This window comes from Labrenzia sp. PO1 (assembly GCF_012273635.1).
Classification (GTDB): Bacteria; Pseudomonadota; Alphaproteobacteria; order Rhizobiales; family Stappiaceae; genus Roseibium; species Roseibium algicola.
The window spans coordinates 1,056,974-1,077,089 of record NZ_JAAXCR010000003.1; the positions used below are offsets into that span (position 1 = coordinate 1,056,974).

The following is a 20,116-nucleotide window of genomic DNA, read 5'->3' on the forward strand; positions in this document are numbered from 1 at the left end:
AACACAACAAATGACATAATCAAATATACTTATACTTAAAACAACCATCATTTTCTGAGAAGTTTTTACTATAATATTTATCTACAATAACTTTATCACCCCACCGATCCCGCATAATATTTCCTTCTTGCTCTAGTCTTGCAGCATTTTCGCCGGAGGTATCCCTACCTCTTGAAACTGACTCGTGATGAATAAGGTTGGCGTAAGGTGTGTACACGTTGTGTAGGCCAGAGGCGGAAAGCTTCAAACAAAGATCAACATCGTTGTAAGCTACCTTAAGATCCTTTTCGTCGAGTCCGCCGACCGAAAGATACTTCTTCTTCTCAACAACAAGGCACGCTCCCGTCACCGCTGAAACGTATTGAGGCAGCTGCAATCTTGCCTGATAGCCACTATCTGCCGCCGGATAGCCGTGAAATGCGTGATTGGCTATGCCGCCAGTGCCAAGGATAATACCTGCATGCTGAACCAGGCCGTTGTCGTAAAGCAACCTGGCACCTACAGCTCCTATGTGCGGCATTACTGCGTAGCACACCATTTCACGAAGCCATTCGGATGAAATCACCTCAACATCATTGTTCAAGAGCGCAATGACATCCCCTTTTGCCTGTGAAACTGCAAGATTGTTCAATGCCGAATAGTTGAATTCTCCGGGTGCTGGTATGACGGAGACTGGATGCCGTTTTGATACCTCTTTAAGATAGTTGAGCGTTTCCGCCTCGACGCTGTCGTTGTCGACAACAAGTACGTCGAATGATGGGTAAGCTGTCTTATTGAAAATAGTCTCGAGACAACTTTTCAAAAAAGATAGCCGGTCTCGTGTCGGTATTATTAGAGTGACGTGGGGCGGAGGGGCAGGAAGTTCGCGATACAGCCTGTTACACCCATATGGTCCGCCAACAACTGCAACCTTATTCTCCGGGTAATTCGATGCCAGGTAATCACGAACGGCGCGCTGACGTGCATCGATCGCCTGTGCCAAGGCTCGATCCGAGAAGGATCCCGAACCACGAAAAGCACGCCAGTGGTACAGAATTTTCGGAATGTGCCGAATGCGTTCGGCATCCGTTTTCGCGACGACCCGAAGTGCTAGGTCATGGTCCTGACTGCCTTCAAAACCTTCCCGTAGTCCGCCAACTTGCTGAAGCAGCGATCTTCTATAAACACTGAGATGGTTCAGATAGTTTTGTGCGAGGAACAGTTCCTCATTCCAGTCTGGTTTGAAATGAGGTCCATCAAGCCTTCCATCTTCTCTTATCTTGTCTTCGTCCGAGTAGATAAGATCCACATCTGGATGCAGCAGGATTTCTTTCGCAATATAAAAGAGAGCGTGGATTGGCAGAAGATCGTCATGGTCCATAAATGCGACGAAAGGACCTTCGGCAATCTCGAGAGCGGAATTTGACGCTGCGCAGATATGCCCGTTTGTCGCCCTGAAGACCAGCTTGATACGCTGATCCTGCGCAGCGACAGTTTCCAGAATCGCACGTACATGAGGGGATGTCGAACAGTCATCCGCAATGCAGAGTTCCCATTCTTGATAAATCTGCTGCCTGACGGACGCAATCGCGGCCAGAAGTTGGTTTTCATCGGTATTGTAGACAGGCATTACAATGGAAATGAGAGGCTTATCTTTCCAGCCTTCAATTTCCTGATGAATGTTTGCAATTTCCTCATCTGAAAGCTTTGCATGCGCTTCGCACACCGCATTCGCAATACGACTATTCTGAACTTGGACTTTATTGCTGCTAAATATTGCGCGAAATCTATTCTGCGCGCGAACTTTCTTGCCTAGAACAAACCACCAGCATGCGGCACAAAAAGTAAAAGGTGAACTGAAAACCTGATTAATCCCGCGAAGGGCTGTCATAGTCTATTTTCCATTCAAAATTCGAAAAATACATCCAACACATGCATTGAATTGCCAGCAGGTAAATACTACAACTAGCTCTAGGCTCCTTGCGCCAATTTCGCCAAGTATTTCCCATATCCGCTGCTGGAATATTCTTCGCTCAGCCGTTCCAGATCATTCACAGTAATCCAACCGTTCTTGAACGCAATTTCTTCCGGAACGGCGATGTGGTGGCCCTGTCTTTTCTCGATGGCCTGCACGAAGGTCGCGGATTCGATGAGACTGTCATGTGTCCCCATGTCGAACCAGGCAAATCCCCGCCCCAGCTGTTCAACATGCAGGTCTCCACGCTCCAGATACCGGGCGTTCACATCCGTGATTTCAAGTTCACCGCGCGCACTCGGACGGATATCGGAAGCAATGGCGATGACGTCCTTGTCATAGAAGTAAAGCCCTGTCACCGCCCAGGACGACCGGGGGGACTTTGGCTTCTCTTCGATTGAAACCGGCGCGCCTGACGGGTCGAACGAGATGACACCATATCGTTCCGGCTCCGCCACCTCGTATCCGAGCAGGGTCGCTCCGGACTTGCGCGCTGAAGCTCTCGCAAGAATTTCCGTCAGACCATGTCCGTAATAAAGGTTGTCTCCTAGGATCAGCGCACATTCCTGGCCAGCAAGGAACTCCTCTCCGATCAGGAACGCCTGCGCGATGCCGGCCGGTTCAGGTTGCACTGCATAGCTGATATTGATGCCCCAGCGCGCGCCGTCTTCCAGAAGGCTCTGAAAAGCCATGGCATCGCGTGGTGTAGTTATGATCAGGAGATCTCTTATCCCGGCAAGCATCAGAACACTCAACGGATAGTAGATCATCGGCTTGTCGTAGACAGGCAGCAATTGCTTGGAAATACACCTTGTTACCGGGAAGAGACGCGTTCCGCTTCCGCCCGCCAGCACGATGCCTTTCATTGTCCAACTCCAATTCCAATTGCTTGCCCGCAAGATATCAGGCGTTTAGATACAGGCGGTCAAGCATGTCGGACAGTGCCACTGGCCAGTCCCTGGCGGAAAGGCCATGGACACGTGACAGTTTAGAGCAATCAAGCGCCGAGTTCGCGGGCCGATTTGAAAGCGTTGGAAATTCCGACGCCGGAATGCCAATCAGCTCCGGCTGTTTGCAAAATCGTTCCCCGGCCAGTTCGAATATCTTGGATGCGAACCCATGCCAGCTCACTTGCCCCTGTCCGGCACAATGAAATGTTCCGTATCCATCCTTCGGAAAATCGCCTTTCAGGACCTGCACGGATAGCTGCAATGCGATTTCAGCCAGGTCGGCGGCATATGTCGGGCATCCTGTCTGGTCAGTGACCACCCGAATTTCATCCTTCTCCCGTGCGAGCCTCAGCATCGTCCGAACAAAGTTCGCACCATGCACGCCGTACACCCAGGACGTGCGCAGGATCAGGTGCCGTTCTGAGACTGTGCGGACGGCAGCCTCCCCGGCCTCCTTGCTTTCGCCATATACGCCTAACGGGCCGACTGTATCTTCTTCCACATAAGGTTGCGGCTTTGCCCCGTCGAACACGTAGTCCGTGGAGAAATGTATCAAGACGGCACCACGCCGTTCGGCAACTTCCGCAAGATTGCGCGCTCCGTCGCGGTTGACCGCAAAGGCGGCCTGCCGGTCGGTCTCGGCACGGTCAACGGCAGTGTATGCAGCCGCATTGATGATCAGGTCGGGTGCCAAGTTCTGGACGACATCCGCAACGGCTTTGCGATCGGTTATGTCAAGTGTTGATCTGTCGAGAGCCACAACATCAAGAGCCAGCGCCCGGGCTTGCCGAATGACTTCATAACCGAGTTGACCGTTCGCTCCCGTAAGTAGAACACGGCTCATGGAACACCGGCAGATGCACTTGAAAAACCATTCGCACCCAGTCCCAGCCTGTCGCCTCTATATTGACCGCTACGGATTGCCTCCCACCAGCTGCGATTGGCAAGGTACCAGTCCAACGTCTGGCGCAACCCGCTTTCGAATGAATAACTGGGTCGCCAGTCGAGTTCGGCAGCGATCCGCGAAATGTCCATCGCATAGCGCACATCGTGGCCAGGACGGTCTGTCACGAACTCGATCAATTCTCGGCGGGGTTTTCCTGCGGGCACTGCTTCATCCAGCAGATCGCAGATCAGATGGACTACATCGATGTTTCGACGCTCTGCGTCACCGCCGATATTGTAAACTTGGCCCGGTGTGCCGCGCATCAAGACCAGCCACAGCGCATCCGCATGATCTTCGACATGCAGCCAGTCACGGATATTTGCTCCCGCGCCATAGACCGGCAGAGGCTTTTCCTCCAGGCCGTTCAGGATCATCAACGGGATCAGTTTTTCCGGAAACTGGTAAGGCCCGTAATTGTTGGAACAATTGGTGGTGACCACCGGCAACCCATACGTATGGTGCCAAGCCCTGACCAAGTGATCCGACGCCGCCTTTGATGCGGAATAAGGAGAATTCGGCGCGTATGCGGTCGTTTCCTTGAAGGCCCCTGTCGGACCGAGACTGCCATAGACTTCATCGGTGGACACATGATGAAAGCGAAAGGCTTCCTTTCGAGACACCGGCAAGCCTGACCAATACCCTCTCACCGCCTCCAGCAAGGTGTAGGTGCCCACGATATTTGTATCGATAAAGGCAGCCGGGCCATCAATCGACCGGTCGACGTGACTTTCAGCCGCCAGATGCATGACAGCGTCGGGCGCCTCTGCCTCCAGCAGACTGGCCATTGCCTCCCCGTCCCGGATATCTGCCTGCACGAACCGGTGGCGGCGATCTTCCATGACCGGAGCCAGGGACACCAGGTTACCGGCATATGTCAGGGCATCCACGGTGACGACTTCCGCCAGGCCTTGCAACACCAGCTTTCGCACGACCGCCGAACCGATAAAGCCGGCGCCCCCCGTGACAAGAACTTTCATCGTTCTATGGCCTCCGGGTACGTGAAACAGCTGGCAGCATCGGCAAATGGTGGGAGTTTCTGATCCTTTTGCGACAGGATGGCATCGGCTTCAGGTATTCGCCAATCAATGTCCAGATCGGGATCGTTCCACACGATGCCCCGGTCATGCTCCGGAGCATAATAATGCGAGACCTTGTAGAGAACCTCCGTGTGCGCCTCCAGGGTCACCAGCCCGTGGGCAAATCCGATCGGAACCAGGATCTGATCACCGTTTTCCGCGGAAATGACGGACGAGACGTGTTTGCCGTAAGTCGGAGACCCTTGCCGCAGATCCACAGCGATATCCAGTATCGCTCCGCGCACGACACGCACCAGCTTGTCCTGCGCGAACGGCGGCGTCTGGTAATGCAGACCGCGGACCGTTCCCTTTTCCGCAGAGTAGGCATGATTGTCCTGGACGAAATCGATGTCTATTCCAGCGTCGGAAAGAAGCGCTTTGTTGTAGGTTTCGGAGAAGAACCCACGGCTGTCACCATGCCTCTTCGGCCGGAGAATCTTGACCTCGGGAATGTCCAGTTCAATTACTTCGAGCATGAATCCGTTTCGGGTCTCGCGGTCACGTTTCGTGGCAAGCCCCGCTTCAAGGCAGGTCTTGCCGCGAATCTGTATAAGATTTTCAGGTTCCTTCAAGGGCGAAGGAACCACAATCCGACCTCGTTTCCCAAAACGGCTTCGTGTCCGTTTACTGGAGCACCCTCACCTTACAACCGCCGAACGCGGCAGGTCGGAGAGGATTTCCGCGCCGTCTTTCCGCAAAATGACGATTTCCTCGAGACGCAGGCCGAATTGGCCGGGGAGATAGATGCCGGGTTCGATCGAGAACACCATGCCCTCGTCCAGTACGGTTTCGGAGGTCGCCGTCAAATATGGCGGTTCATGTATGTCTATTCCGAGGCCGTGGCCGGTCCGGTGTGTGAAAAAGTCACCATAGCCCGCATCTGCAATGACATCCCGAGCCGCCTTGTCGATCGATTTTGCCAAGACCCCAGGCTTTGCAGCGGCAAGCGCTGCTTCCACAGCCTTGTTGACGATGGCGTGGACCTTCTCAAATTCCGCCGTAGGCGTTCCGAAGAAGCCAACACGGGTCATGTCGGACGGGTATCCCTCGAGACGTCCACCGGTGTCGATCAGCACGGCATCCCCGGCTTTCAGCTGTGTTTCGCCGGTGTGATGGTGCGGAAAGGCGCCGTTTCCACCGAAACAGACCGACGTGAATACCGGGGCCGCGCCTGCCTGCTTGTAGACGTCCCGGATGGCGGCAGCGATCTCAAGTTCCGTGATGCCGGGTGTCAGGGCGTCGAAGCCAGCCATGGCGGCAGTGTCGTTCAGAACGGCACTGGCTTTAAGACGGCGGTATTCGTCCTCTTCCTTTCGAGCACGCAGGAAGCCGACCGTGTCATCCGTAAACCGGCGAGAAGCGCCCGGGAGCGCGTCCAGCAAAAGAAGCGCAAAATCGGCACGCATGGTTTCGTCGATGACGACACTTGGTGATTGCGGAAGTCCGGAGGCTTCCAGCAACGTGGCAAGCGCGGCGTCCGGTCCGTCGTCGTCACGCCAGGGGAAGAAAGGCAAGTGCGTCTTCTGGCGTGAGCTGTCTACATTGAGCGCCGGCATCAGAAAGCCCGCATGGCTCCTGGAAACCAGAAGCATCACCGGCCGTTCGTCACCATGAGGATCGAGACCAGCCAGATACATCATGTGACTGGACGGACCGATGGCCACAAGGTCGGTCCCGGTCGCAGACATCCGCTCGCGCAAAGCGGCAAGGCGCTGATCGGAAAGGGAAGACATTTCAGGAAACTCCGGAGGGGTTGGTCAGTCAGTGTGCTGTGTCAGCAAACAAAAAAGCCGCCCCGGAAACCGGGACGGCCTGGTTTCTGGCGTCAGTTTTTCGTTACCAGACGATAGTAGACGAAGTCGGACGTTGCCCCGTTGACGTAACCTTCGACCTTCTGGTCCATCGCGACCTGATAGGCTGCCTGGAACATGATCACGATCGGCGACTTGGCCTGAACTTCCTTCTGCAGTTCGACATACATCCCGTTGCGTTTTTCCGCATCGCTCTCGGCCAAGGCAGCCTTGGTCATGTCGTTCATCTCAGCCGGAACAGCCCAGGCATTCCGCCACGTGGTGGTTGCCTGGTAGTTGTCGTCGGAGTTGTCGCTGTTATAGGCAAAGGCCTTCGCGTTGGAGTGCGGGTCCATGAAGTCCGGGCCCCAATAGAGCAACATCGCTTCATGGCTGCGCTCGCGGTATTTGGTGATAACCTGCGAACCGGTGCCCGGGATGATGTCGAAGTTGATGCCGGCTTCGGCAAAGCTTGCCTGCAGCGACTGGGCCATGTCCGTGAACGGGGTGGAGTTGATCACGTCGAGGGTTACCGTGATCGGCGTCTCGATGCCGGCATCCGCCAGGATCTGCTTCGCCTTTTCCGGATCATAAGTGTAAGGCGTCTCGTCATAGGAGCCCGGGAAGCCCTTCGGCCAGAAAGCCTGATGGATTTCCATCTGGCCCTTCAGGAAGCTGTCGGTCATACCCTTGTAATTGACGAGGTAACGCGCCGCGTCCCACACCGCTTCAGGCTGCAGCACGTCCTTTTTCTGGTTGAAGGACAGGAAGTGGACGGCTGCCTGCGGATAGGTTTCCACCTTGATGGTGTCGCCTTCCATGCCGGCGATCTGGTCCGGCGTCAGATTGCGGGCCATGTCGACATCACCGGACTGCAGCAGCAGTTGCTGGGTTGCGGCTTCGGCCACGTGACGGATGATCACGCCTTCAACCTTCGGCGCGCCCTTGAAGTAGTCGGCATTGGACTTGTAACGCACCAGTTCGCCGGCGCGGTAGGTTTGCAGTTCGAACGGACCGGAACCGGCGGAATTGGCATTGAGCCACTTGTTGCCCATGTCGCCATCTTCCTCGTGCTCCATCACCGTCTTTTCGTCGACGATGGAAGCCGGACGGGCAGCCAGGACGTTGAGGGCGAACGCCGGAGAGAAGTCACCTTCGTATTTGACAACGACCTTGTTGCCGTCGGCCGTGACCATGTCCTCGACATTTTCCGCCGTCCAGCCAAGCTGGGCAAGGATGAAGGCCGGGGTGAGGTTCAGCTTGATGACACGGGCAAAGGAGAACACCACGTCTTCTGCGCGGACCGGATTGCCGGAATGGAACGTCGCACCGTCGCGCAGGGTGAAGGTGATGGTCTTCGCATCAGCGTCAGCCTGCCATTCTGCAGCAAGGCCCGGCGCCAGAACTGTCGGATCTTCGGCGTCATATTGCACAAGGCGGTCGTAGACATTGGTCACGAGTTCGCCGGAGGAAAACTCGTAAGCCTGGGCAGGATCGATCGCGACGATATCGTCGATGTTCTGCGCCACCACCAGAATGTTGTCCGGTGTCGCGGCACCGGCAGGCATTGCCATCGGCATTGCCAGGGCGGCCGCCAGAAGCGCGGTCCTTAAAAGTTTCATTTCTTCGTCTCCGTCTGTCAGGGGTTAGGATTTGTTCTCGTTTTTGGCGCGGCTCGGCTTCACCGCGTTCTTGTCAGGCGACACCAGCTCGATGCGGCTGGTTTTCTCGTCGCCGGCGTTGAAAATCGTGAGGGTGCCGGTCCACAGAATCTTTGCCGGAGCATCGTTCGGGTTTGACCAGGCATGCGGGGTGTTGCCCCGATAATGCAGGCTGTCGCCAGCTGTCATCACCATCGCCTCGCCGTCGAGGTACTGGGTGATGGACCCTTCCAGGATGTAGATCAGCTCCTCGCCCTCGTGGCTCACCGTTTCCGAGGCATATCCCGGTGGCACGGTAAGAATGAACGAAGAAAGCTGATTGCCTGGAAACTCGGTTGCCAGCCGCTCATAGCTTACGGCGGAACCGGAAATGGAGAAATTGGGCCGCGTGGCGGCACGGGTCAGTGCATCCTGGGCCCGTGGCTGGGCCACGAAATAATCCAGCCCGACGCCGAGTGCCCGGGCGATTCCCGCCAGAGATCCGAGTGTCGGTGTCGCGTGATCGCGCTCAACCTGACTGAGATACCCGACCGAGAGGTTCGAAGCATCGCTCAGCTGTTGCAGGGTGAACCCCAGCTGCCGGCGCCGCGCACGGATCAGCGCGCCAACCTTTGTATCGACATCGGAAGCGGCACGTGCTGTCGAACTGCTCAAAGATTTTTACTCCCATCAAAATTTTTTTGATGTAACCAGATTTTTTTGTATGCTCCAAGAACTTTTTTAGACACCTTTGAAAAAAGCGCCTCACGAGCGCTTTCTGAAAGCTGTTTAAAAACAACAACCTGAAGACTCTAATTCAGAAAATGAGTCATATGAGTGTGGAGAACGGACTTGAAGAATCCGGTTGAACAGGGAACGGCGACAGGCCGCTACCGGCATGTCTTTTGAGCCTTCCGAGAGCGTAACCGACGCAAGAGAGGGCCTTTTGACGAGCCAACTGCTGGGCAGTGTGGCGGCGTTGTTGCGCTTCTGTCTTGTAACGGCCGGAACATTCCTTGGCCTGCTTGCAATCACGTTTTTCATCGGCCGCGTGGTGCCGATCGATCCGGTTCTGGCAGTAGTCGGCGACAGGGCCTCGAACGAAGTCTATGAAGCTGCCCGTCAGGCGATGGGGCTGGACAGGCCACTGGTCATCCAGTTTTTCTCCTACGTGGGCGACGTTTTCACCGGCAATCTCGGCCTGTCGATTTCCACCGGTCGGCCGGTCGCTGAAGACCTGGGGCGGTTCTTCCCCGCCACCCTGGAAATGGCCACGATCGGCATCCTGATCGGCGTGCTGCTCGGCGTACCTATGGGCGTATTGGCCGCCACCCGCCAGGGAACCTGGATCGATCAATTGATCCGCGTCCTCGGCCTTCTTGGCTATTCCGTCCCCGCGTTCTGGCTTGGCCTGGTTGGTCTTGCGGTCTTCTACGCCGGCCTCGGCTGGGTTGCCGGTCCGGGCCGTATCGACATCTTCTACGACGGCATCGTTGATCCCGTTACCGGGCTTTACCTGATCGACAGTGTTGTCGCAGGCGAATGGGACATCTTCTGGAACGCGCTCGATCACCTCATGCTGCCGGCGTCGATCCTCGGTTTCTTCAGCCTTGCCTACATCGCCCGCATGACCCGGTCGTTCATGCTGGATCAGCTTGGGCACGAGTATGTGACGACCGCGCGGGTGAAAGGTGTGCCCGAGCGCCGTGTCATCTGGCGCCACGCGTTCTACCCGATCCGCATCCAGCTGATCACCGTGATCGGCCTGTCCTATGCCGCTCTTCTGGAAGGCTCCGTGATGATCGAGACCGTGTTCTCCTGGCCCGGTATCGGCAATTACCTGACCAGTGCCCTTCTCAATGCCGACATGAACGCCGTGCTGGGCGCGACGCTCGTCATCGGTGCCGTGTTCATCCTCATCAACAAGATTTCCGATGTGCTCTACCGCATTCTCGATCCGAGGGCCCGCAAATGATCGACTGGCTTCTCGACGATAGCCCCGCCTCGCGCCTGCAGGCCAATCTTGGCCGCGCCTGGCGTGTCTTTGCAGCGCTCCTGCGCAATCCGCTTGCCGTGGTGGGCGGCTTCATCATCCTGGTCCTGATAGTGATGGCGATCTTCGCTCCGCTGATCGCCCCTTACTCTCCCATCGGCCAGGATCTCGCAAACCGCCTGATGCCGCCGTCCGCGGCCCACTGGATGGGCACCGACGAGCTTGGCCGGGACATCTACTCCCGCGTTGTCTACGGTGCGCGCATCACGCTGATGATCGTTACCATGGTGGCCGTCATCGCCGCTCCAATCGGCCTCATCGTCGGTGCGGTCTCCGGATATTTCGGCGGCTGGACCGATCGGGTGCTGATGGGCGTGACGGATATCTTCCTGTCCATGCCGAAGCTGATCCTCGCGCTTGCCTTTGTGGCAGCCCTCGGACCCGGCATCGAGAATGCCATCATCGCCATTGCGATCACCGCCTGGCCTGCCTATGCGCGTATCGCCCGAGCGGAAACGATTACCTTCCGCGATGCAGAGTTCATCGCGGCGGTGCGCCTGCAAGGCGCGTCTTCCGCCCGCGTTATCCTCCGTCACGTTCTGCCACTCTGCGCTTCTTCCACGATCATTCGCGTGACGCTGGATATGGCCGGCATCATCCTGACGGCCGCCGGTCTCGGCTTTCTCGGTCTCGGCGCCCAGCCGCCTCTGCCGGAATGGGGGGCGATGATCTCGCGCGGACGGAATTTCATTCTCGACCAGTGGTGGGTCGCCACCATGCCGGGCTTCGCCATTATCCTGGTGAGCCTCGGTTTCTGTTTCCTCGGTGACGGCTTGCGCGACGTGCTCGATCCCAAGCAGGGAGACAAGCAATGAGCGCCCCGCTTCTCGAGGTTGACGGCCTCACCGTCACCTTCCCGACGGCCCGCGGCCCGGTCGATGTCGTCAAGGGTATTTCGTTCACGCTTGGGCGGGAACGGCTCGGAATTGTCGGCGAATCCGGTTCCGGAAAATCCATGACCGGCCGGTCGATCCTGCGCCTGATCCGGAAACCCGGAAAGGTCACCGCCCGGCGCATGACCTTCGACGGCATGGACCTCCTCCGCCGAAGTGAACGCCAGATGCGCGATCTGCGCGGCGCCCGCATTTCCATGGTCATGCAGGACCCCAAATTCTCGCTCAACCCGGTGATGACCGTAGGCGAGCAGATTGCCGAAGCCCTCGTCACCCACAAGAAGCTGCCACGCCGGGAGCTGAAGGAACGGGTGCTTGCCATGCTGGAAGCTGTGCGCATCAATGATCCGGCACGGGTTGCGGGTCTTTATCCGCACGAGGTTTCCGGCGGCATGGGCCAGCGTATCATGATCGCCATGATGCTGATCCCGGAACCTGATCTCCTGATCGCAGATGAACCAACCTCCGCGCTTGATGTTTCCGTGCAGGCACAGGTCTTGGACATTATCGACGATCTGGTCACCGGCAAGGGCATGGGTCTGATCCTGATCAGTCATGACCTCAACCTGGTGTCCCGCTATTGCGACCGCATCCTGGTGATGAATAGCGGCGAGATCGTCGAGCAGTGCAAGGCGAGCGATCTGCACAACGCGCAGCATCCCTATACGCGCGGCCTGATTGCCGCGATGCCGCGCATGAATGAAGACCGTGATGAGCTGCCCGTTCTCGACCGCAGTACCTGGACCACGGGAGCCGGAACATGACCGACGCCGCCATCCATCTTGAAAACCTCACCATTAGCTATGGCGACACGGCTGTCGTTCACGACGTCACCTTCGATGTTGCTGAAGGGGAAAGTTTTGCGCTGGTCGGGGAATCCGGCTCAGGCAAATCGACAATCCTGAAGGCAATCTCCGGACTGGCGCCGGACTGGACCGGCACCATTGCCGTTGAAGGAAAACCTCGCGGACATTCACCGGACAGGACCTTTGCGGAAACCTGCCAGATGGTGTTTCAGGACCCTTACGGCTCGCTTCATCCACGCAAGACCATCGATACCTGCCTTGCAGAGCCGCTCGCCATTCATGGTATTGGCGGTCGGGACGGCCGTGTAAAAGACATGCTTGCCGCCGTCGGTCTGGACCAGCGATTCCGCTTCCGCTTTCCGCATCAGCTTTCCGGTGGTCAGCGCCAGCGAGTGGCGATCGCCCGCGCGCTGATGCTGGAACCGCGCGTTCTACTGCTGGACGAGCCGACATCCGCACTGGACGTATCGGTACAGGCGGAAATCCTGAACCTTCTGAAAAAGCTGCGGCGGGAACAGGGGCTGACCTATCTTATGGTCACGCATAACCTTCCGGTTGTCTCGTTCCTGTGCGACCGCCTGGCTGTCATGCGCTATGGCCGCGTGGTGGAAATTGCCGGTGTCGACGCTCTCAAGTCGGGTCAGCTCTCAGATCCTTATTCCCGCGAACTCTATGCCGCCAGCGGCGGCATCTTGCACCCTGCCTAACGTCAACCAGAATTGCTCGAGATTTCGACACATGACCGATTTCACCGGCCCTTTGGCCACGTTTGACCATGCCCTTTCCACCGCGATCACACCGGACGCGCCTTTTGATGCCCTTCTGAAGCTGACCCGGGAAACCATTGGCGTGAAGCTGTTCACGTTCATGACAGCCGACATGAAAACCGAGCTGGCGCAGCGCTCCTACACTTCGCATCCGGAAGATTACCCGGTCTCCGGAACCAAACCGATCACTTATGACCGCTGGTTTGAAACCGTACACAAGGACCGGAAGAGCTTTGTCGCAAACACGCTTGCCGATATTGCGACCGTCTTTCCCGATTACGAGCTGATAGGCCGGCTTGGCTGCGGCTCCGTCATCAACCTGCCCGTTGTTCTCGGCGATACGCTGGTTGGTACCGTCAACATGCTTCACGAAGAACATCACTATACGCCGGAACGCGTCGCTCAGGCACAGGCCTGGCTCTCGGTTCCGGCCAAGGCTGCCTATCTGGCAAGCCAGTCGCTGTCGACCGCCTCCTAGGACGGAATAGTACACGCAGTCTCTCGTAACCCCGCCGCTCTGGCGGGGTTTGTTTTTGCATGACCTGTCAGTCCTCTCTGACGGTATCGACAGAAGGAGCTACATCGATCGTTTCCGTGGCGAGATCCAGAAGCCAGGCAATGCGTGTCTGGTATCTGACGACCACCTTGTAATCCTCTCCCAGAACTTCACGGGCGGCCTCTCTGAACGGATGTTCCTTCATGGCGACCGGCAGAAAATCGTCGAGTGAGCCGATCTTGTATTGCGCGTCCGATGGCAGATCGAGAAGTACCCAGATTTCCGCAATCCTGGTGCGGGCGTGAACGTCGACCCTTATGATCTCGACAGGCGTGTCGCCCGCCCACTCCTTGGTGCGCTGTGCCAGAATGGCTTCTGTCCCGGTTTCGATGTAGCGCAGGTAGGTTGCCGCCAGAAGCTGGACCAGAACGACCGACAGGAAGGCAAGCGTGACTGTCATGCCGAGCGTGAACTTGACGCCCCGATGCGCCTTGCGGAAGAGCCGCTCCCGTGGGCCCAGGATGATGTAGACCAGGCTTGCGGAGAAGATGATCGCCCCGAAATTGGTGGCAAAGAGCAATGTTGCCTCATAGGCCGCCTCCTGTTCTCCGAAGTACAGCAGGATCCCTGCTGCCGCGAGCGGCGGAACCAGGGAAACGCCTATGGCCGCACCAGGCAAAAGGCTGATTTCCGATTTCCTGATCTGCACATAGGCACCGGCAATGCCCGCAGCGAGCGCGACGACCATGTCTTCCGCCCCGGGATTGCTCCGGCTGAGGACTTCATCCGGCAGCAGCAGCGTTGAAGGTGCATCCGCGATCCAGACAATCAGCCACGAGATCACGATACTGCATGCTGCCGCCACCCAGACCGTCAGCATCAGGACAAGAGCCCGACCGATCCATCCCATCACGATTGATGAGGCGATGCCCAGAATGGGGGTCATAAGCGGGGCCACCAGCATGGCCGCGATCACGACAGCACCGGAATTTCGCAACAGTCCCATCGTCGCGATGATCACGGCAAGCGACAGCAGCAAAGCGAATTTGCGCCAATAGGCCGCCTTGTTGGCGCCCTCGAACCTCAGAATTTCCTTGGTGGTGGAGAACTGACTGATGGACATGAAACAGCTGCTCCGGACATTATATCGTCCGAGTATGCTTCACGTAGCGTCATTCGTCATCTTAATTGCAACGACTTGGTTCACAATCTTCGATAGGCACGAGACCAAATTCCGGAGAAACATGTCTTCCGCCAGAAATGGCGCAATCCAGTCAACAGCTTACCTTCAGGCTGCAGCCTTTTTCGCGCGCTCGATCTTGCCGATGAACTCGGAAAGCCAGGCGATTTCCTTCAGGTAGACTTCCATGGAGAGCGAGGCAAGTTCCATGAGGAGGGCTTGCGGATTGGGGTTGTCCAAGCCCGTCTCCCGCAAGAAGGTCTGGTACTCGTCACTGAAAGCCTTTGGCACACGCATTTCGGCCTCACGCACTCACGGTTCTGCTGGTCTGTGCAAGCAGGCCTTCCAGCCCGCGTTTAGGAATTGTTAAGATTTCAGAACCTCTGCCGATATCGTCAGAAATGTCATTTCCTCACAATCCCCAAGAGCTGAAGGCCTGGCTTGGGATAACTCGCCCAAACACGTCAAAAATGGCCCATAGCTCCCGCTTTTCGCTTGCACTTGGCCAGCCAAATCTTCGACCCTGCCAAGAATCACAATTCTACCCCATCCAACCCGACCTCAAGAGCCCTTCATGAGCCCGTCCACAGACCTTTCCTTCGCGCCTTTGTCCGATGCCTTTGCACAAGACCCCTACCCGTTCTACGCCGCACTGCGAGACCGCAAGGGTCTGACTTACTTCGAGGATTTCGATATCTGGCTGGCAGCGAAGTTCGATGACGTTTCGGAAATCGTGCAGAACGGCAAGATGGTGCGATCCATGGACCACATCGCGAGCGCGGAAGAAATCGCGGACATGAAACGTGCCCAGAACTGGCACGACATGCCGCATCATTCCCGGTTCGTGCAGTTCTCTCTGCTGGACAGCGACGGGGACATTCACGACCGGCTGCGCAAGCAGGTGTTCCGACTGTTCACGCCGGTGATGGTCGGCAAGCTGCGCGATGACATACAGGCCTATGTCGACCGCCTTTTCGACAGTCTGTCAGACCGCACCGAAATCGACTTTATCGAAGATCTGGCCGCCCATGTTCCAGGTCACATCATCGGCCGCGTTCTGGGCGTCCCCGATGAGGACTGCCCGCAACTGCGCATCTGGTCGGAAAACATTGTTCAGTATTTCGACATCGACCGGACGAATGAACGCAAGGAACTGGCTGAACGCAACACGACCGAATTCTATCACTACCTGCAAACGCTTAAAGCAAAGCGCGAACGCGCACCGCAGGACGACCTTCTGTCGCTCATGATCGAAGCTGAACGGGCCGGCCAGATGAACGAGGACGAATTCATCTCGACCGCGATGCTGATCCTGATGGCCGGTCACGGTTCAACCATCGACGTTCTCGGCAGTGGCATGCATGCGCTGCTGAAGTTTCCGAATGAGCTGCAGCGTCTGCGCGAAGATCCCTCGCTGATGAAAACGGCCGTGCAGGAAATGTTCCGCTATGAATCTCCGTTGCCGTTCTTCCACCGCTATTCAACCGAGGACATGACGGTTTGCGGCGACGCGTATCCGCGTGGGACGAAGTTCGGTGTCCTCTATGGAGCAGCCAACCGCGACCCGGCCCAATTTCCCGACGCTGACCGCTTCGATGTTGGCAGAACGCCGAATTGGCACATTGCCTTTGGCCGGGGCGCACATTTCTGCCTCGGCAACCATCTTGCACGTCTGGACATGGACATCATCTTTTCAACACTGCTGAAAAGGTTCAGCACGATTGAGCTGGTTGATCACAACGTCACCTACAAGCGCGGCCTGTCCGTGAGAGGCCCGGAAGCACTCAGACTTGCCTGGCAACCTGCCTAGTTGCAGCTATTGCACTTGCTCCCGGCATGCGTGCCGCTAATTATTGCCCTTCTTGCCACGAAAGCCATTGGATACCTCATGCACCTCAAAAAAGTTGTTCTTTGCCTGACCGGGCTGTGTGCCGTCTTGCCTGCACAAGCAGGCACTGTCGAGCTTGGGCCCCGCCCCGCCTACCTTGTGTCCCAGATGGCTGACGGCCCGCTGAAGGACACCTTGGAAGCCTGCATCGGCAAGCCGGCAAAACGCACCCTGTTTTCCATCAGCCATCGTGGCGCCCCATTGCAGTTTCCAGAACACACGGAGGAAGGCTACCGGGCTGCGGCACTCATGGGAGCGGGCATCCTGGAATGCGACGTCACCTTTACCAAGGACAAGGAACTGGTATGCCGGCATTCCCAGAACGATCTGCACACGACCACGAACATTCTGACGACCGATCTCGCCGGTAAATGCACAACGGGCTTCACTCCGGCCTCGGGTGAGACCCCGGCCGCGGCCGAATGCCGGACGAGTGATCTGACCCTGGCTGAGTTCTCGTCCTTGCAGGGCAAGATGGACAGTGCAGACAAAACGGCAACAACGCCTGAAGCTTACCAGAATGGAACCGCGTCCTGGCGCACGGATCTCTACGCGGGCACGGGAACGCTGCTGACACACGACGCCTCGATCCGCCTCTTCAAGGACCTCGGCGTGAAATTCACTCCGGAGTTGAAAGCCCCTGAAGTCGAGATGCCTTTTGATGGCTTTACCCAGGCCGACTATGCCCAGAAACTGATTGACGAATACAAGGCGGCAGGCATTCCGGCAGAAGACGTCTACCCGCAATCCTTCAACCTTGATGACGTTCTCTACTGGATCGAAAACGAACCGGACTTCGGCAAGCAGGCAGTCTTCCTTGAAAGCCGCCGCGATGTCGATCCCATGGATCCGGAAACATTCTCCCCTTCCATGACCGAACTGAAGGACATGGGCGTCAACTACCTCGCACCGCCGCTGTTTGTCCTTCTTGCTGAGGAAGACGGCAAGATCGTTCCCTCGGCTTATGCGATCGCAGCAAAGGAAGCCGGTATCGAGCTGATTGCCTGGACGCTTGAAAGGTCGGGACCGCTGTCGTCCGGCGGCGGCTGGTACTATCAGACTGTCAACGATGCCATCGACGGCGACGGCAAGCTTTATGAGGTTGTGGATGTTCTGGCGCGCCAGGTTGGCGTCAAGGGCATCTTTTCGGACTGGCCGGCAACCACGAGCTTTTATGCGTCCTGCCTCGGACTGGAGTGACGTGCAGGAACCGGTTTTGGCAACCAAGGTGAGAGGCGATAAGGCCTTTTTCACCAAAGTTGCCTAACCTCCCGCATCATTCCGCAAATCAGGTGTGGTCTTACCGTTGAAAACGCATCCGCTTCCAAGCGTCGATTCCCAGATCCTCTACAAGCGCTATCAGCCGCTTGATGGAGACGCGATCATGGCTGTCATTGTAGCTGTCGCGGAAAAGGCAGGCGTTCCGCGCAGCGCCTGCCAGCTGTTGAACACGTCAGACGACGTCAACAAGCGTTTTCTGTGCGGCAAGTTCCATGTCCTTGTCACACAGACAGGCCTCTTCGAACACACGCCACTGATAGATGCTGCGCTCGAAACGATCTATGCCCGGACCGCTTTTCCGGAAGCGGCCGACCTTTTGAACGAGATTGCGGCCTGCACGCAGATTTCAGTCAGAAAAAGCCTCATCCCCACGGATTCGCTGCCAGAGAACCTGAAGACACTTTCCGGAGTGGAAAGCCTTGCCTTCTGCGAGGCTGCAGAAACCTTGCAAGCCATGGAGATCGCAAGGTTGATCACGGCGATCATCGTGGAAAGATCCCGGCCGGACGCCGTCTTTTGGGCTCCAAGCAGCTTCCTGCTGAAGCCGGATGCCTTCTCGGCACTGGCTCGTGCCTCAAACCACGACGACCTGTACCTTTTGCCCAATCCTTACGGACAACAGGATCCCGAAACCGGCGAGCAATTGATCGGCATGATGGGGATCGGCTCCCAGTGGCTAACCGGGTACAGGGTGGAGGTTCTGCCTTGCAGGTTGCCGCCAGAGTACCTTGCCGAGATCCTCGTCGCGTTTTCAAAGTTCACGAACAAGAGTAGTCGCCTGATCGATGATGGAGACGTTTTTGGCCGTGAGGAAAACGAAAAGATCCAGGTGATCTACCATGAGGAAGACGATGACGGGTTGGGTACGATTGAACTCAAGGTCGTCCACAATCCCAAATTCGGTATCCTCCGTGAAGATGTTCCGACAAAATACGTTCGCTACGATGAAGACCTGAATGAAACCGGGAGCTATATGGACGGGAACGAGGACGCAGAACTGGATCCGCACGACCCAGTGGACGCAGCCATCCTGGAACGTCTAAAGGAGCTGAAAGAAGAGCCTTCCTCTCAAGAGCTTCCAGACGATCGGAGCGAGGAGGCATTCGAACAAGAGATGTCGGCACTGGACCGGCCAGACCAGCCAGCTATACCAGCTTACCCTGAAACTGCTTCCGCCGTTTCACCAGCAACTGCATCGCAAGTTCATCAGACGATCGCCACCGCAGCCAGACAGCTGGATGACACCCGCATTGCTGGAAAGACTTCCCCGTCATCAAAAAGGATGTCGGTCGCCGAATTGCGAGACTTCGTCAAGCAGGCTCAGGTTTCGAACGAAACTTCGGAAAAGGCCGGCAAAAAACCTGGCTTCCTGGCGAAACTTTTCAAACGCAAGGCAGATCAGTAAGGCCAGGTATGAAGGTCAGCGCGCCTGATCCAGCGTTCGCTTGCATTCCAGCAACTCGAAGAGGGTTGCCTGCAGGCGGCGGATATCCTCCTTCGTCACGGACGAATGGGACCCTGTGCCCTGAGCCGGTTTCTCGCCGCGCAGGCGACCAAGAATACTGAAATGCCCATGACCCTGGGCTGGTGCCGGTTCCGGTGCATTGTCCGCCAGAACGCCGCTTGGCAACGGGCCGTTATGGATTTCATGCTGGCCATTTTGGGAAATCATCGCAGGGGCAGGCGCAGGCTCCGCCTGTGCCGGTTCTGCAGTGGCAACGGCCTGCAGGGCCGACATGTCTTCATGCCGGATCTGCATGACGAAGCGTGGCCCCTGCTCTTTCAGGATCCGCTGAACACCCTTGATCGTGTAGCCTTCACCGTAGAGCAGATGACGGATGCCCTTCAGAAGCTCGACATCGTCCGGCCGGTAGTACCGGCGACCTCCCCCACGCTTCAGCGGCTTGATCTGCGAGAAGCGCGTTTCCCAGAACCGCAGCACGTGCTGCGGCAGGTCAAGATCTTCTGCGACTTCGCTGATAGTACGAAAGGCGTCGGGGCTTTTTTCCTGCGAGCTCATCCGGTCTTATAATTTTCTGGCTATTTGCTGGCCTGTCCTGTCAGCGCATCATTGATCCGCTGTTTCAATACGTTAGACGGTTTGAACACCATCACCCGGCGCGGTGAAATAGGTACTTCCTCGCCGGTCTTCGGATTGCGGCCGATGCGCTCCCCCTTGGAGCGGACCACGAAAGACCCGAAGCTTGATAATTTTACTGATTCTCCGGTCACAAGACAGTCGGAAATTTCAGAAAGTACGCGTTCGACCAATTCAGAAGACTCGGTCCGGGACAGACCAACTTTCTGATAAACGGCCTCACACAGATCAGCGCGGGTAATAGTCCGATTGCCCATAACCCCTCCTCAACGACGCCATCATCTGGCTGATTTTGCAC

20 protein-coding genes are annotated in these 20,116 nt (G+C 56.9%); 8 read left to right on the forward strand and 12 right to left on the reverse strand.

Features of this window, described 5'->3' with window-relative positions; all coding sequences use genetic code 11:
- Positions 1-19: 19 nt before the first annotated feature.
- From HCG46_RS19720 to HCG46_RS19755, 8 genes are all read right to left on the reverse strand, one after another.
- On the reverse strand, positions 20-1,870 hold the full coding sequence (locus HCG46_RS19720) for a glycosyltransferase (RefSeq protein WP_168687148.1): 1,851 nt from the start codon (positions 1,868-1,870) through the stop codon (positions 20-22).
- Positions 1,871-1,950: 80 nt separating this feature from the next.
- Positions 1,951-2,820, reverse strand: a complete 870-nt coding sequence (gene rfbA, locus HCG46_RS19725; protein ID WP_168687149.1) for a glucose-1-phosphate thymidylyltransferase RfbA — start codon at positions 2,818-2,820, stop codon at positions 1,951-1,953.
- 37 nt (positions 2,821-2,857) lie between these two features.
- Positions 2,858-3,748 (reverse strand): dTDP-4-dehydrorhamnose reductase, encoded by an 891-nt coding sequence (rfbD, locus tag HCG46_RS19730; RefSeq protein WP_168687150.1) that lies wholly within the window; start codon positions 3,746-3,748, stop codon positions 2,858-2,860.
- Entirely contained in the window at positions 3,745-4,827 is a 1,083-nt protein-coding gene (rfbB, locus tag HCG46_RS19735; RefSeq protein ID WP_168687151.1) for a dTDP-glucose 4,6-dehydratase, read from the reverse strand. Before rfbB ends, rfbD begins: the two co-directional genes overlap by 4 nt.
- A complete protein-coding gene (gene rfbC / locus HCG46_RS19740) occupies positions 4,824-5,402 on the reverse strand; it encodes a dTDP-4-dehydrorhamnose 3,5-epimerase (RefSeq protein WP_168687152.1) in 579 nt (192 codons plus the stop codon). The genes rfbB and rfbC overlap by 4 nt, the downstream gene beginning before the upstream one ends.
- Before the next feature lie 162 nt (positions 5,403-5,564).
- Complete coding sequence (locus tag HCG46_RS19745; RefSeq protein ID WP_168687153.1) at positions 5,565-6,659, reverse strand: M24 family metallopeptidase; 1,095 nt, start codon at positions 6,657-6,659, stop codon at positions 5,565-5,567.
- Positions 6,660-6,751: 92 nt separating this feature from the next.
- Positions 6,752-8,338, reverse strand: coding sequence for an ABC transporter substrate-binding protein (locus HCG46_RS19750; protein WP_077290250.1), 1,587 nt, complete (start codon positions 8,336-8,338; stop codon positions 6,752-6,754).
- Between the two features lie 24 nt (positions 8,339-8,362).
- On the reverse strand, positions 8,363-9,031 hold the full coding sequence (locus HCG46_RS19755; protein ID WP_168687154.1) for a cupin domain-containing protein: 669 nt from the start codon (positions 9,029-9,031) through the stop codon (positions 8,363-8,365).
- Between the two features lie 223 nt (positions 9,032-9,254).
- On the opposite strand from HCG46_RS19755, the gene HCG46_RS19760 reads away from it, so the two are divergent.
- From HCG46_RS19760 to HCG46_RS19780, 5 genes are read left to right on the forward strand one after another with little or no spacing between them, the layout of a single operon-like run.
- Entirely contained in the window at positions 9,255-10,331 is a 1,077-nt protein-coding gene (locus tag HCG46_RS19760; protein ID WP_168687155.1) for an ABC transporter permease, read from the forward strand.
- A complete protein-coding gene (locus tag HCG46_RS19765; protein WP_023003829.1) occupies positions 10,328-11,224 on the forward strand; it encodes an ABC transporter permease in 897 nt (298 codons plus the stop codon). Before HCG46_RS19760 ends, HCG46_RS19765 begins: the two co-directional genes overlap by 4 nt.
- A complete protein-coding gene (locus HCG46_RS19770; protein WP_055653473.1) occupies positions 11,221-12,066 on the forward strand; it encodes an ABC transporter ATP-binding protein in 846 nt (281 codons plus the stop codon). The genes HCG46_RS19765 and HCG46_RS19770 overlap by 4 nt, the downstream gene beginning before the upstream one ends.
- On the forward strand, positions 12,063-12,815 hold the full coding sequence (locus HCG46_RS19775; protein ID WP_023003827.1) for an ABC transporter ATP-binding protein: 753 nt from the start codon (positions 12,063-12,065) through the stop codon (positions 12,813-12,815). Before HCG46_RS19770 ends, HCG46_RS19775 begins: the two co-directional genes overlap by 4 nt.
- 31 nt (positions 12,816-12,846) lie before the next feature.
- Positions 12,847-13,353: a GAF domain-containing protein gene (locus HCG46_RS19780; RefSeq protein WP_023003826.1), complete on the forward strand. Its 507-nt coding sequence runs from the start codon at positions 12,847-12,849 to the stop codon at positions 13,351-13,353.
- Positions 13,354-13,420: 67 nt separating this feature from the next.
- Here HCG46_RS19780 and HCG46_RS19785 read toward each other — a convergent pair whose 3' ends face one another.
- On the reverse strand, positions 13,421-14,494 hold the full coding sequence (locus HCG46_RS19785) for a DUF389 domain-containing protein (RefSeq protein WP_168687156.1): 1,074 nt from the start codon (positions 14,492-14,494) through the stop codon (positions 13,421-13,423).
- Between the two features lie 165 nt (positions 14,495-14,659).
- Positions 14,660-14,848, reverse strand: coding sequence for a hypothetical protein (locus tag HCG46_RS19790; protein ID WP_031270652.1), 189 nt, complete (start codon positions 14,846-14,848; stop codon positions 14,660-14,662).
- Between the two features lie 277 nt (positions 14,849-15,125).
- On the opposite strand from HCG46_RS19790, the gene HCG46_RS19795 reads away from it, so the two are divergent.
- The 3 genes from HCG46_RS19795 to HCG46_RS19805 all read left to right on the forward strand — a co-directional run bounded on the left by HCG46_RS19795 (position 15,126) and on the right by HCG46_RS19805 (position 19,125).
- The gene (locus HCG46_RS19795; protein WP_168687157.1) at positions 15,126-16,361 is read left to right on the forward strand and encodes a cytochrome P450; all 1,236 of its coding nucleotides are present in this window, start codon (positions 15,126-15,128) and stop codon (positions 16,359-16,361) included.
- Positions 16,362-16,439: 78 nt separating this feature from the next.
- Positions 16,440-17,639 carry a glycerophosphodiester phosphodiesterase family protein gene (locus HCG46_RS19800; RefSeq protein WP_168687158.1) on the forward strand — a complete coding sequence of 400 codons (1,200 nt, stop codon included), beginning with the start codon at positions 16,440-16,442 and terminating at the stop codon, positions 17,637-17,639.
- A 106-nt stretch (positions 17,640-17,745) separates the two neighbouring features.
- The gene (locus HCG46_RS19805; RefSeq protein ID WP_168687159.1) at positions 17,746-19,125 is read left to right on the forward strand and encodes a hypothetical protein; all 1,380 of its coding nucleotides are present in this window, start codon (positions 17,746-17,748) and stop codon (positions 19,123-19,125) included.
- A gap of 15 nt (positions 19,126-19,140) precedes the next feature.
- Here HCG46_RS19805 and HCG46_RS19810 read toward each other — a convergent pair whose 3' ends face one another.
- Together HCG46_RS19810 and HCG46_RS19815 are read right to left on the reverse strand one after the other, a co-directional pair.
- Positions 19,141-19,740 (reverse strand): MerR family transcriptional regulator, encoded by a 600-nt coding sequence (locus tag HCG46_RS19810; protein ID WP_023003820.1) that lies wholly within the window; start codon positions 19,738-19,740, stop codon positions 19,141-19,143.
- A gap of 20 nt (positions 19,741-19,760) precedes the next feature.
- The gene (locus HCG46_RS19815) at positions 19,761-20,075 is read right to left on the reverse strand and encodes an integration host factor subunit alpha (protein WP_023003819.1); all 315 of its coding nucleotides are present in this window, start codon (positions 20,073-20,075) and stop codon (positions 19,761-19,763) included.
- Positions 20,076-20,116 lie beyond the last annotated feature (41 nt).

Coding starts and splice junctions, on each gene's coding strand:
- HCG46_RS19720 (WP_168687148.1), bottom strand. CDS start 1,870: ATGACAGCCCTTCGCGGGATTAATCAGGTTTTCAGTTCACCTTTTACT.
- rfbA (WP_168687149.1), bottom strand. CDS start 2,820: ATGAAAGGCATCGTGCTGGCGGGCGGAAGCGGAACGCGTCTCTTCCCG.
- rfbD (WP_168687150.1), bottom strand. CDS start 3,748: ATGAGCCGTGTTCTACTTACGGGAGCGAACGGTCAACTCGGTTATGAA.
- rfbB (WP_168687151.1), bottom strand. CDS start 4,827: ATGAAAGTTCTTGTCACGGGGGGCGCCGGCTTTATCGGTTCGGCGGTC.
- rfbC (WP_168687152.1), bottom strand. CDS start 5,402: ATGCTCGAAGTAATTGAACTGGACATTCCCGAGGTCAAGATTCTCCGG.
- HCG46_RS19745 (WP_168687153.1), bottom strand. CDS start 6,659: ATGTCTTCCCTTTCCGATCAGCGCCTTGCCGCTTTGCGCGAGCGGATG.
- HCG46_RS19750 (WP_077290250.1), bottom strand. CDS start 8,338: ATGAAACTTTTAAGGACCGCGCTTCTGGCGGCCGCCCTGGCAATGCCG.
- HCG46_RS19760 (WP_168687155.1), top strand. CDS start 9,255: ATGTCTTTTGAGCCTTCCGAGAGCGTAACCGACGCAAGAGAGGGCCTT.
- HCG46_RS19765 (WP_023003829.1), top strand. CDS start 10,328: ATGATCGACTGGCTTCTCGACGATAGCCCCGCCTCGCGCCTGCAGGCC.
- HCG46_RS19770 (WP_055653473.1), top strand. CDS start 11,221: ATGAGCGCCCCGCTTCTCGAGGTTGACGGCCTCACCGTCACCTTCCCG.
- HCG46_RS19775 (WP_023003827.1), top strand. CDS start 12,063: ATGACCGACGCCGCCATCCATCTTGAAAACCTCACCATTAGCTATGGC.
- HCG46_RS19780 (WP_023003826.1), top strand. CDS start 12,847: ATGACCGATTTCACCGGCCCTTTGGCCACGTTTGACCATGCCCTTTCC.
- HCG46_RS19785 (WP_168687156.1), bottom strand. CDS start 14,494: ATGTCCATCAGTCAGTTCTCCACCACCAAGGAAATTCTGAGGTTCGAG.
- HCG46_RS19790 (WP_031270652.1), bottom strand. CDS start 14,848: ATGCGTGTGCCAAAGGCTTTCAGTGACGAGTACCAGACCTTCTTGCGG.
- HCG46_RS19795 (WP_168687157.1), top strand. CDS start 15,126: ATGAGCCCGTCCACAGACCTTTCCTTCGCGCCTTTGTCCGATGCCTTT.
- HCG46_RS19800 (WP_168687158.1), top strand. CDS start 16,440: ATGCACCTCAAAAAAGTTGTTCTTTGCCTGACCGGGCTGTGTGCCGTC.
- HCG46_RS19810 (WP_023003820.1), bottom strand. CDS start 19,740: ATGAGCTCGCAGGAAAAAAGCCCCGACGCCTTTCGTACTATCAGCGAA.
- HCG46_RS19815 (WP_023003819.1), bottom strand. CDS start 20,075: ATGGGCAATCGGACTATTACCCGCGCTGATCTGTGTGAGGCCGTTTAT.